Origin of the sequence: Cellulosimicrobium sp. RS (assembly GCF_046159675.1) — a bacterium.
In the GTDB taxonomy this organism is placed as follows: Bacteria; Actinomycetota; Actinomycetes; order Actinomycetales; family Cellulomonadaceae; genus Cellulosimicrobium; species Cellulosimicrobium funkei.
Map to the genome: position 1 here is coordinate 1 of NZ_JBJXVU010000008.1, position 12,173 is coordinate 12,173.

The 12,173-nt window shown below is 76.7% G+C and carries 10 protein-coding genes; all 10 read left to right on the plus strand.

The window, feature by feature from the left end; all coding sequences use genetic code 11:
• The first annotated feature begins 1,056 nt into the window (after nt 1-1,056).
• The 10 genes from ACI769_RS13065 (at nt 1,057) to murJ (ending at nt 12,055) form a co-directional block, all read left to right on the plus strand.
• On the plus strand, nt 1,057-1,890 hold the full coding sequence (locus ACI769_RS13065) for a hypothetical protein (RefSeq protein WP_409141718.1): 834 nt from the start codon (nt 1,057-1,059) through the stop codon (nt 1,888-1,890).
• Complete coding sequence (locus ACI769_RS13070; protein ID WP_409141719.1) at nt 1,887-2,909, plus strand: HAD-IIA family hydrolase; 1,023 nt, start codon at nt 1,887-1,889, stop codon at nt 2,907-2,909. Before ACI769_RS13065 ends, ACI769_RS13070 begins: the two co-directional genes overlap by 4 nt.
• Before the next feature lie 148 nt (nt 2,910-3,057).
• Nucleotides 3,058-3,261, plus strand: a complete 204-nt coding sequence (locus ACI769_RS13075; RefSeq protein ID WP_043658025.1) for a hypothetical protein — start codon at nt 3,058-3,060, stop codon at nt 3,259-3,261.
• A 2-nt stretch (nt 3,262-3,263) separates the two neighbouring features.
• Entirely contained in the window at nt 3,264-4,331 is a 1,068-nt protein-coding gene (locus ACI769_RS13080; protein ID WP_409141720.1) for a TlyA family RNA methyltransferase, read from the plus strand.
• Nucleotides 4,328-5,329 carry an NAD kinase gene (locus ACI769_RS13085; RefSeq protein WP_409141721.1) on the plus strand — a complete coding sequence of 334 codons (1,002 nt, stop codon included), beginning with the start codon at nt 4,328-4,330 and terminating at the stop codon, nt 5,327-5,329. The genes ACI769_RS13080 and ACI769_RS13085 overlap by 4 nt, the downstream gene beginning before the upstream one ends.
• 2 nt (nt 5,330-5,331) lie before the next feature.
• Nucleotides 5,332-7,062, plus strand: a complete 1,731-nt coding sequence (gene recN, locus ACI769_RS13090) for a DNA repair protein RecN (protein WP_043658037.1) — start codon at nt 5,332-5,334, stop codon at nt 7,060-7,062.
• A gap of 6 nt (nt 7,063-7,068) precedes the next feature.
• Complete coding sequence (gene steA / locus ACI769_RS13095) at nt 7,069-8,256, plus strand: putative cytokinetic ring protein SteA (protein ID WP_021482582.1); 1,188 nt, start codon at nt 7,069-7,071, stop codon at nt 8,254-8,256.
• 124 nt (nt 8,257-8,380) lie between these two features.
• Entirely contained in the window at nt 8,381-9,475 is a 1,095-nt protein-coding gene (locus ACI769_RS13100) for a copper transporter (protein WP_409141722.1), read from the plus strand.
• 1 nt (nt 9,476) lies between these two features.
• Entirely contained in the window at nt 9,477-10,316 is an 840-nt protein-coding gene (locus tag ACI769_RS13105; RefSeq protein WP_409141723.1) for a hypothetical protein, read from the plus strand.
• Nucleotides 10,313-12,055, plus strand: coding sequence for a murein biosynthesis integral membrane protein MurJ (murJ, locus tag ACI769_RS13110; protein ID WP_409141724.1), 1,743 nt, complete (start codon nt 10,313-10,315; stop codon nt 12,053-12,055). Before ACI769_RS13105 ends, murJ begins: the two co-directional genes overlap by 4 nt.
• Nucleotides 12,056-12,173: the final 118 nt, after the last annotated feature.

A 12,173-nucleotide genomic window follows, 5' to 3' on the forward strand; every position in this document is an offset into this window, starting at 1 on the left:
ATACCGAACCCGGAAGCTAAGCCCTTCAGCGCCGATGGTACTGCCCTGGAGACGGGGTGGGAGAGTAGGACGCCGCCGGACAACCCTTCACCGAAGGCCCACCCCACACGGGGTGGGCCTTCGGCATTTCCGCGCCCAGCACGCCGACTCGCTGGTGCCGCAGCACGCCGTGCAGAGCGCGTGCGAGAGCCGCCGACCGGATCGGACGCCACCGCGCATCCGTTGCCCTGAGGGACGCCGGGTTGCCGCATCGTGAGCGGGTCGCCGGTGGCACGGCAGGAGCCTCGTCGTCCCGTCGTGGGAGGATGGCCTGCGCAAACTTCAGAACGAGAGGGAACCCCGGTGAACGACACCCCCCGTGAGCCCGAGCCGGATCGTCCGTCCGCGGGCGACGACCGCGGCGGTCGCCGCGACCGTGACGGCCGGCAGGATCCTCCCCGTGAAGGACGAGGCCGGCAGGGCGGCGCGCCGTCGGGCGACCGCCGTGGCGGGTCCGCCCGGGGAGCGGGCCGAGGCGCCGGGGACCAGCGGGGCCGGGGCGAGGGCGGATACCGCGGTCGGCGCGACGACGACCGTGGCCGCCCGGGCGGTGACCGGCCCGCGCGGGACGGCGCGAGCCGCGGTACCGGCGCACGCCCGGACCGCGACCGTCGCGACGCGTCTCGCGGCACCGGTGACGCCCGGAGCGGCGACCGCTCCGAGCGTCGGGGTGCCTGGGACGAGCGTGGCGACGCGTCGCGCGGTCCCCGGCGGGAGTACGGGGCAGGCCGCGACGACCGGTCACGTTCTCGTGACGGTGACACCGGGCCGCGTCCGTGGCGTGACGGTGCGGACCGTCCGGCACGGGGTGGCGACGCGGGTCGGCGTCGCTTCGACCGCGACTCCGCGGGCGGGCGCCGGGGACCGGGGGGACCGCGCGACGATCGCCGCGGCGGTGACCGTCCCGGCGGTGAGCGCCGAGGTCACGCCCCGCGCGCCGGGGCGGGTCGCGACCGCGAGGGCTTCGACCGCCGTCCCGAGCCGCGACACCCTGCCGGCCCGGACCTGCCCGAGGACGTGCAGATCTCCCAGCTCGACCGCGCCGCGCGCGGCAGGCTGCGGACGCTGAGCAAGGACACCGCCGAGGTCGTCGGGCGCCACCTCGTCATGGCCGGCCGTCTCATCGACACCGACCCGGAGCTCGCGTACGAGCACGCCCAGGCGGCGGTGCGTCGGGCGGGTCGCGTCGACGTGGCGCGCGAGGCCGCGGGCCTGACGGCCTACCGGACCGGACGGTACGCCGAGGCCCTGCGCGAGCTGCGCACGGTGCGCCGTCTCAACGGGTCGTCGGAGCACCTGCCGATCATGGCCGACTGCGAGCGCGGCCTGGGGCGGCCGGAGCGCGCGCTCGCCCTCGCGTCGTCGGACGAGGCCGCGACCCTGGACGACGTCGGCCGGACCGAACTGGCGATCGTCGTGAGCGGCGCGCGCGTCGATCTCGGCGAGCTCGACGCCGCGCTCGCGGCGCTCGACAACGTGCCGCCGGTCGGCCGCGGCGGCGAGCTCGGCGCCCGCGTGCTCCAGGCGCGCGCGTCCGTCCTGGAGCTCGCCGGCCGCACGGAGGAGGCCGCCGAGATCCTCGCCGGCATCGACGCGCGCCTGCTGGCGGCCGCGCTCGGCGAGGAGGACGAGGACGTCGTCGTCTACGACCTGAGCGAGGAGCTCGAGGAGGCGGACGAGGACACGGACGGCTCGGAAGAGCCCGACGCCACGACCGACGAGCCCGGCGGTGCTCCTGACGCGGACGTGGCCGGGCCGGCGTCGTCCGGCTCGGACGAGCGCGAGACGGACGAGCGCGAGACGGGCGAGCGCGAGACGGGCGAGGGCGAGACGGACGGGGGCGACCGGTGAGCGCGGGCCTGCTCGCGAGCGACGTCGCCCTCGCGGACCGCTACGACCTCGCGCTGGTCGACCTCGACGGGGTCGCGTACCGCGGGCACGAGCCGATCGAGCACGCGTCCGAGGGCCTCACGGCCGCGCGGGGGCGCGGGATGCGGCTCGTCTTCGTGACGAACAACGCGTCCCGCGAGCCCGGGTCGGTCGCGGAGCAGCTCACCGGTCTCGACATCCCGACGACGCCGGACGAGGTGATGACCGCGGCGCAGGCCGCCGCGGCCCTCCTGCGGACCCGGCTCGAGCCGGGTGCGCGCGTCCTCGTCGTCGGTGGCGCGGGTCTGCTGTCGGCGGTGCGCGAGGCGGGCTTCGTCGTCGTGGCGAGCGCGGACGACGAGCCGGACGCCGTCGCGCAGGGGTTCGCGCCCGAGCTCGGCTGGACCCAGCTCGCCGAGGCCGCCTACGCCGTCCAGCGCGGTGCCTGGCACGTGGCGAGCAACCTCGACCTGTCCCTCCCGACGGCCCGCGGGTTCGCGCCGGGCAACGGGTCGCTCGTCGGGGCGGTGCGGGCCGCCACGGGCGTGACGCCCGACAGCGCGGGCAAGCCGTCGCCCACGATGTACGGCCTCGCGATCGACCGGGCGGGCGCGCGGGCGCCGCTGGTCGTCGGCGACCGTCTGGACACCGACCTCGCCGGAGCGCGTGCCGGGGGTTACCCCGGTCTGCACGTCCTCACAGGCGTGAGCACCGCGCGGGACGCGATCCTCGCGGAGCCCGGGCTGCGCCCGCACTACGTGGGCGCGGACCTGCGCAGCCTCCTGGAGCCGCACCCCGCGCCCGAGCGCGGCGCCGAGGGCTGGTGGACGTGCGGGGACAGCGCGGCGCGCGTCGACGACGGCGCACTCCGGCTGGACGTGCGCGGCGCGGCGACGGTCGACACGGTGCGAGCCGCGGCGTCGGCGGCCTGGGCGGCGGTCGACGACGGCCTGTCGGTCGAGCCGGCGAGCGTCCCCGACCTCCCGGTGGGGACGCACTGACGGCACGCGGGGCAGATCACCGCGGCGGCGCGCGGCGCGCGGCGTGCTTCCGGTACCGCGCGCGGTCGTCCGTGGGACGCTACCGGTAGCGTGGTCCGCGGTCCCGGGACGACGCCCGGGCGACGAGCGACCAGACAGGAGGCAGGACATGACGGACGGTCCGCAGCGACCCGTGCCCGGTCCGCCTCCGGGCCGCGTGGCCGACCCGGGCGTCGCCGACGCCGAGGGGTCGCTCGAGCCCGTGCTCGCTCGCCTCGCCGAGCTCGACGGCCTCGCGACCACCGACCACGTGGGGGTGCTGGAGGCCGTGCACGACGCGCTGGTCGCCGAGCTGGCCCGCGCGGAGGACTGAGCGTGGGGCAGCGGGACGGCGCCCGGCTGGACGGCGAGCTCGTCCGGCGCGGGCTCGCGCGGTCGCGTCGGCACGCGGCCGAGCTCGTCGCGGCGGGCCGGGTGACGCGTGCCGGGACGGTGCTGACCAAGCCGTCGACCGGCGTCGGCCCGGAGGACGTCGTCGAGGTGGCCGCCGACCCCCACGACCCGGGCTACGCGTCCCGGGCCGCGTTCAAGCTCGCGGGCGTCCTCGACGCGCTCGACGCGGCCGCGGGTGAGGGCTCGGCGGAGGCGGGGACGCTGCCCCGCGGCCCGGTGGTCGACGGCGCGCGGTGCCTCGACCTCGGCGCGTCGACCGGGGGTTTCACCGACGTGCTGTTGCGGCGCGGCGCGCGCGAGGTCGTCGCGGTCGACGTAGGCCACGACCAGCTCGTGCCCGCGCTGCGCGCCGACCCGCGCGTCGTCGTGCACGAGGGGCTCAACGTGCGCGACCTGTCGCCCGAGCACGTGGGGGTCGTGCCCGACGTCGTGGTCGGCGACCTCTCGTTCATCTCGCTGGCGATGGTCCTGCCCGCGGTGGCCGGCGTCGTCGGGCCCGGGACGGACCTCCTGCTGCTCGTGAAGCCCCAGTTCGAGGTCGGCCGGGAGCGCCTCGGCAGCGGCGGGGTCGTGCGCGACCCGGCGCTGCACGTCGAGGTCGTCGCCGCGGTCGCGCGGCACGCCGCGCTGGTCGGCCTGCGGCCGCTCGCCGTCGTGCCGAGCCCGCTCCCCGGTCCGAGCGGCAACCGCGAGTACTTCTGGTGGCTGCGCGCGGGCGACCCGGGCCGGGCCGACGGCGCGACGTTCGAGGACGAGGCGCTCGAGGGCGCCGCGGCGCAGGCCGTCGCGTGGCAGCCGGGGCCTGACGGCGGCCCGCCCCCGGTCGTCGCGGTCGCCCGCGCCGTGGCTGCGTCCGTCGAGCTGTCCGCCGAACCGCCCGCCGAGACGTCCGCCCGACCTCCCGCCGGGGCCGTCCCGCCACCGGCGCCGCACGCCGCACCGGGTGCGACCGAGACCACCGACCGACCCCTGACCGGAGGAGCAGCGTGACGCGACGCGTCCTGATCGTCACCCACGGCGGCCGCCCCGAGGCGGTCGTCGCGCTGCACGAGGCGGTGAGCGAGCTCGAGCGCGCCGGGTTCGAGGTGACGCTGCACGACGACGACCTCGCGGAGTCGTTCGGCGACCACATGGCGCGCACGCGGGCGCGCGAGGGCGTCGCGGAGTCCGAGGTCGTCATCGTGCTCGGCGGCGACGGCACGATCCTGCGGGCCGCGGAGCTCACCCACGGCACGGGCGTGCCGCTCCTGGGCGTGAACCTGGGCCACGTCGGGTTCCTCGCGGAGAGCGAGCGCGAGGACCTGCGCGCCGCGGTGGGCCGCCTCGCGGCGTTCGACTACACCGTCGAGGAGCGCACGATCGTCGAGGTCCGTGCCTACCTGCCGGGAGAGCCGGAGCCGCTCGTCGGCTGGGCCCTCAACGAGGCGACGGTGGAGAAGGCGCAGCGCGAGCGCATGATCGAGGTCGTGCTCGGCGTCGACGGCCGCCCGCTCTCGTCGTTCGGGTGCGACGGTGTCATCACCGCCACCGCGACGGGGTCGACGGCGCACGCGTTCTCGGCCGGCGGACCCGTGATGTGGCCCGAGGTCGACGCGGTGCTCGTCGTGCCGCTCGCGGCGCACGCGCTGTTCGCGCGCCCGCTCGTCGTCGGTCCCCGCTCGACGATCACGGTCGACGTGCTGCCGGACTCGGCGTCATCGGGCGTCCTCACGTGCGACGGCCGCCGCCGCATCGACCTGCCGAACGGCTCGCGCGTCGAGGTGCGGCGCTCCGACACGCCGCTGCGTCTCGCGCGCCTGAGCACGGCGCCGTTCACGGACCGGCTGGTGTCGAAGTTCTCGCTGCCGGTGGTCGGGTGGCGCGAGCGCGCGGCGAGCGTCGCCGCGACGGCGGGCACCACCGCGGAGCACGCCGCCGCCGCTCCGGGCGGCGCGGGCGAGACGGCCAGGCTCCCGGGCGACGGGGGCACCACGGACGAGGAGGAGTGAGCGTGCTCGAGGAGATCGCGATCGAGAACCTCGGGGTCATCCGGTCGGCGCGCGTCCCGGTCGGCGCCGGGCTGACGGTGATCACGGGCGAGACGGGTGCCGGCAAGACGATGGTCCTCACCGGCCTCGGCCTGCTCATGGGCGGCAAGGCGGACCCGGCGACGGTGCGCCCGGGCGCGGCGAGCGCCGTCGTGGAGGGCCGGGTGCGCGTCGCGGACCGCCCGGCGGTCGCGCAGCGCGTCGACGACGCGGGCGGGCAGGTCGACGACGACGGCTCGGTCGTCATCCTGCGCACGGTCGCCGCGGAGGGCCGCTCGCGCGCGCACCTCGGCGGGCGCAGCGTCCCGCAGGGTGTCCTCGCCGAGATCGCCGACGACCTCGTCACGGTGCACGGCCAGTCGGACCAGCTCCGGCTGCGCACCGCGAGCAGACAGCGCACGGCGCTCGACGCGTTCGCCGGGCCGCAGCACGCCGAGCTCCTCGGGCAGTACCGCGAGGCGTGGGCCGAGCGGTCGGCGCTGCAGGCGCAGATCGACGACATCGAGACGCGCGCCGGTGAGCGCGCCCGCGAGGCGGAGCTGCTGCGCCTCGGGCTCGCCGAGGTCGAGCGGGTCGCGCCCCAGCCGGGCGAGGACGTCGAGCTCACCGCGCTCGTCGCGCGGCTCGGGAACGTCGAGGAGCTCCGGGTCGCCGCGCAGCTCGCGCACGACGCCGTCGCGGGGGACGAGGCCGCGGAGCCGCAGGAGAACGCCGTCGTGTCGGTCGACCGCGCGCGCCGCGCGCTCGAGTCGGTGGCCGGGACGGACCCCGCGCTCGCCCGCCTCGCCGAGCGGCTCGCCGAGGTGGGGTACGTGCTGGCCGACGTGGCCACGGAGATCTCGGGCTACGTCGAGGACCTGGCGGCGGACCCGGCGGGTCTCGAGTCGGCGCACGCGCGCCTCGCCGAGCTGGGGACGCTCACGCGCAGCTACGGGGAGACGGTCGACGACGTCCTCGCCTGGGCGAGCGACGCGGGGCTGCGGCTCCTGGACCTGGACGACGGCGGGGAGCGGCTCCAGGCCGCGACGGCGCGCCGCGACGAGCTCGACGCGGAGCTGGACCGGCTCGGCACGGCGATCACGGCCTCGCGCGAGCGGGCCGCCGCCGAGCTCGCCGCGGCCGTGACCGACGAGCTGCGCGGGCTCGCGATGGGCGGGGCGAGCCTCGTCGTGGACGTCGAGCGGGCAGAGGAGCCCGGCCCGTGGGGCGTCGACGCGGTGACGTTCTCGCTCGTCGCGCACGCGGGCGCTCCCGCCCGCCCGCTGGGCAAGGGGGCGTCGGGCGGCGAGCTGTCGCGCGTCATGCTCGCGATCGAGGTCGCGCTCGCGACGGCCGCCGTCGACGGCACCGGCCAGGTGCTGCCCACGTTCGTGTTCGACGAGGTCGACGCCGGGGTCGGGGGCAAGGCGGCCGTGGAGGTGGGGCGCCGGCTCGCGTCGCTCGCGCGGCGCACCCAGGTCGTCGTCGTCACCCACCTCGCGCAGGTCGCGGCGTTCGCGGACGTGCAGCTCGTCGTCACGAAGGCGTCGGGCGAGGGCGACCCGTCGACCGCGGTCACGGTCACCGGTGTGCGCGAGGTCACGGGGGAGGAGCGCGTCCGCGAGCTCGCGCGGATGCTCTCGGGCCAGGAGGACTCCGACGCGGCCCGCCGCCACGCGGTGGAGCTTCTGGAGTCGTCGGTCGTGGGACGATAGGGCACGATGAGACTCACTCTGCGCAAAGCCTCCCTGCCGGAGGCCGGGTCCGGCACGCTCGGCCCGGCCAAGGTCGACGCGCGCACGAAGGCGCTCACGAAGCGGCTCAACCCGGGCGACGTCGCGGTGATCGACCACGTCGACATCGACCGGGTCGCCGCCGACGCGCTCGTCGCCGCGAAGCCGTCCGCCGTGCTCAACGCGGCCAAGTCGGTCTCGGGCCGTTACCCGAACCTCGGCCCCGACGTCCTCGTCGAGGCCGGCATCGTGCTCGTCGACGACCTTGGCCCCGCGATCATGGCGATCCCCGAGGGCCGCGTGGTGCGGCTCGACGGCGGCAAGGTCTACCTGGGCGACGACCTCGTCGCCGAGGGCGTGCTGCAGAGCGAGGAGACGGTCGCGCGCAGCCTCGAGGAGGCGCGCGCCAACCTCTCGGTCGAGATCGAGTCGTTCGCCGAGAACACGATGAACTACCTGCGCCGCGAGCGGGACCTCCTGCTCGACGGCGTCGGCGTCCCGGACATCCGCACGTCCATCGAGGGGCGTCAGGTCCTCATCGTCGTGCGCGGCTACCACTACCGCGAGGACCTCGCGACGCTGCGCCCCTACATCACCGAGTACCGCCCGGTGCTCATCGGCGTGGACGGCGGCGCGGACGCGATCCTCGACGCGGGGTGGAAGCCCGACATGATCGTCGGCGACATGGACTCGGTCTCCGACCGCGCGCTGAGCAGCGGCGCGGAGATCGTCGTGCACGCCTACCGCGACGGCAAGGCGCCCGGCCTCGAGCGCGTGCAGGAGCTCGGCGTCGAGCCCGTCGTCTTCCCGGCGACCGGCACGAGCGAGGACATCGCGATGCTCCTCGCCGACGACAAGGGCGCCGAGGTGATCGTGGCCGTCGGCACGCACGCGACGCTCGTCGAGTTCCTCGACAAGGGCCGTGCGGGCATGGCGAGCACGTTCCTCACCCGGCTCCGGGTCGGCGGCAAGCTCGTCGACGCCAAGGGCGTCTCGCGCCTGTACCGCCACCGGATCTCCAACCTCCAGCTCTGGCTCCTGTCGATCGCCGGGCTCCTCGCCGTCGTCGCGGCGCTGTGGTCGACGGCGGCGGGCCAGACGTTCTTCGGGATCGTGGGCGCCCGGTTCGACGACCTCTGGTCGTGGATCGGGACGCTCTTCTCGGGCGGCGGCTGATCCCGCCGGGCCGTCGTGGTCGACGGCCCGCGCACGTGCCTGCGGCCCGTGCCCTCCGGCGGCCAGCGCCGACCCTGACCCTTGCCAGCACGCAGCAGCTCGAACCGAAGGACACCACCGCACAGTGATCGACTTCAGGTACCACATCGTCTCGTTGATCTCGGTCTTCCTGGCGCTCGCCGTGGGGATCATCCTCGGCGCGGGCCCGCTCCAGGGCGCGATCGGCGACCAGCTCACCGGGCAGGTGGAGCAGCTGCGCACCGAGCGCAACGAGCTGCGCGACCAGCTCGACCAGGCGAACGTGACGCTCGGCGACGACGCACGGTACATCGAGGCCGCGGGCCCGCAGCTCGTCGCGGGCTCCCTCCAGGACCGTCGCGTGGCCGTCGTCGACCTGGACGGGGCGGACGACGAGCGCGACGACGCGATCGCCGCGCAGCTCGAGACGGCGGGTGCGTCCGTCGTCGGGCACGTACGCCTCACGGACTCGTGGACGAGCCAGGACGAGGAGAGCGCGCGACAGACGGTGGCCGAGGGTCTCGGCGACAAGCTGGGCGACGTCCCGCAGGACGCGACCCCCGAGCAGCGCCTGTCGCGCGCGCTCGCGCTGTCGCTCACCGGGGCGGCACCGTCGAGCACGGAGGAGCGCAGCCCCGAGGCGCTCGAGCTCGAGGCGCTGCTCGAGCGCTTCGCGCTCGTCGACGTGGTCTCCGAGCAGACGCTGCCGGCGGACGTGGTCCTGCTGCTCGGGGGCTCCGCGCCCTCGCCGGCCACCCCCGCCGCGGAGGGCGAGGAGCCGCCCGCGCCCGACACCTACGCGGTCGACATCGAGGTCCAGGTGGCCGTCGCCGCGCAGGAGGTCGCCGGAGCCGCGCTGGTCGCCGGCCCGACGGCGGTCTCGGGTGACGTCGTCTCGACGATCCGCGCGAACGAGGACCTTGCCTCCACCGTCTCGACCGTCAGCGGCATCGAGGCCGAGCCGGGCCGGATCAACGTCCCGCTCGCGCTCGCCGCGCGGCTCGCGGACCAGGTGGGGCAGTTCGGGTTCGAGGAGAGCGCGACGGCCGTCCTCCCGCCCGCGGTCGAGCTCCCGCCGGTGACGCGCACGACGGCGTCCCCCACCGGCGCGCAGGACGCCGCGGCGGGCGACACCACGGGCGAACCGGCCGGTGACGGGGCCGACGTCGAGCAGGCCGGTGACGGCGCGGGGGAGGGCTGACGTGGGGCGCGCGCTGCGCACGCTCGCGGCTGCCGGCGTCGCCGCGACGGTGACGGCCGCGGTACGCCGCACGACCGGGTCGCGCGCGCCCGGGGGCGCGGAGCGCTGGACCCGGACCAACCACCGGGGCGAGCCGATCAGCCTGCTCGAGGGCCCGGCCGTGGCCGCCGGTCTCGTCGCCGGCACGCTCGCCGCGGGAGGCGACGCGCGCACGCGCGCGGCGGTCGCCCTCGCGACGGCGAGCGCGGGCACGTTCGGCCTTGTCGACGACCTCGCGGAGGACACGACGAGCCGCACCAAGGGGCTGCGCGGCCACCTCGGCGCGCTCGCGCAGGGTCGGGTCACGACGGGTGCGCTGAAGATCCTCGGGATCAGCGGCGTCTCGCTCGTCGCGGCGGCGATCGGCACGCGACGCACGGGCGGTGCCTTCGGGCACCTCGTGGACGTGGGCGTGAACGGCGCGCTCATGGCCGGCACCGCGAACCTGGTCAACCTCCTCGACCTGCGGCCGGGGCGCGCCCTCAAGGCCGCCGGCGCGGCGTCGCTCCCGTACCTCGGCACCGCTGCCGCGCCGACGACGGGCGCCGTCCTGGGTGCCGCCGTCGCCGCGGCCCCGGGGGACCTCGGCGAGCGCGACATGCTCGGCGACTGCGGCGCGAACGCGCTCGGTGCCGCGCTGGGCTCCCAGGTCGCGTTCACGGCGCCCCGCCCGGTGCGCTGGCTCGCGCTCGCGGGCGTCGTGGGGCTCACGCTCGCGAGCGAGAAGGTGAGCTTCTCGAAGGTCATCGAGGGCAACGACGCGCTGCGGCGCGTGGACGCGTGGGGCCGGCGCCCGGCGTGAGCGCGCGGGCGGGGCGGCTGCGCGCCGCCACGGGCACCCTGGCGGGCGCCGCCGCGATGATCACGCTCGTGACGATCGCGAGCCGCCTCGTCGGGTTCGCACGGTCGCTCGTGCAGTCCGCCGCCGTCGGCACCGAGGGCGTCGGGTCGGCGTTCACGGCGGCGAACCTTCTGCCGAACGTGCTGTTCGAGGTCGCCGCGGGCGGCGCGCTCGCCGGCTCGGTGGTCCCGCTCCTCGCCGGGCCCATCGCCCGGCGCGCGGGGGGCGAGGTCTCGCGCATCGCCTCGGCGCTGCTCGGGTGGACGCTCGTCGTGCTCGTCCCGCTCGGGGCGCTGCTCGCGCTCCTCGCGCAGCCGATCGCGTCCCTCCTCATGCTGCCGAAGCACCCGGAGCTCGTCGACGTCACGGCGACCTTCGTGCGCGTGTTCGCCCTCCAGGTGCCGCTCTACGGGATGGCGGTCGTGCTCGGGAGCATCCTCCAGGCGCAGAAGCGGTTCTTCTGGCAGGCGTTCTCGCCGCTCCTGTCGAGCGTCGCGGTCATCGTCGTCTTCCTCGTGTTCGAGAGCCTGGCGGGCGGGAACCAGGACGACGTGGCCGCGCTCTCGGGGCAGGCCATCGCGTGGCTCGGCTGGGGCATGACGGCGGGCGTCGCCGTCCTCGCGCTGCCCCTCGTGCTCCCGGTGCACCGGCTGGGCGTCCGCCTGCGCCCCACGCTGCGCTTCCCGGGCGGCGAGGCGGTCCGGGCGCGCAACCTCGCGTTCGCGGGCGTGGGGGCGCTCGTCGCGCAGCAGCTCTCGGTGCTCGCGATCATGGGCGCCGCCTACCGGTTCGGACCGGAGCAGACCTTCCCGACCTACTGGTACGCCCAGCAGGTCTACCTGCTCCCGTACGCGGTGCTGGCGTTCCCGCTCGCGACGAGCACGTTCCCGCGCCTCGCGGAGCACGTCGCGCACGCCCGGCACGACGCCTACCGGCGCCTGCTCGCGACCACGACGCGCACGCTGCTCGTCGTCGCGGGGCTCGGCGTCGCGGCGCTGATCGCCGCGTCGGCCGCCGTCGAGGCGGTCTTCGCCCGCATCGCGCAGGGCTCCGTCGACGGGCTCGGGGGAGCGGTCGCCGCGATGGCGGTGGGCATCGTCGGGTTCTCGCTGATCCTGCACCTGTCCCGCGCGCTGTACACGATCGACCGCCAGCGGGTGGCGGTCGTCGTGACGGCCGCGGGCTGGCTCGTCGTCGCGGCGGCCGCCTACGTGCTCCCCGCCCTCACGGGCGCCCGCGACCAGGCCGGGGTGCTCCTGCAGCTCGGCCTCGCGACCGCGGTCGGGATGTCGGTCGCGGGCGCGGGGCTGCTCCTCGCGACGCGGCGCCACGCCGGCCCGGAGGCGACGCGCGGCGTCCCGCGCACGCTCGTCGTCGTCGCGGTCGGCGTGGCGCTGGGTTCGCTCGCGGGCTCGGCGCTGTCGAGCGTCCTGCTGCCCGACGACGCGGGCTGGCTGCCCGCCGTCGGCGTCGGCGCCCTCGCGGCCCTCGTCGCGGGCACGGTCGTGGTCGGCGTCTCGCTCGTCGGCGACCGCGCGGCCCTCCTGGGCGTCCTGCGGCGCGGGACGCCGAGCACCGGCGGCACGGCCGCTCCCGGGGCGGGCGACACCGTCGGACCCACGACGGACCCGCCTGCGGGGGACGAGCCCGCGGCGGACGAACCCACGACGAAGGCACCCGGCGACACGTCGCCGAGGTGACGCGCCCGTGACGCGCGCCCGGACGCGCGCCGGGTCGCGCGTCGAGACGAGGGAGACCTCGCCGTGCCGCCCGGTGTGAGCGGACCGACCCTCGGGTCCGCGTGCCGTCGTCGGGCAC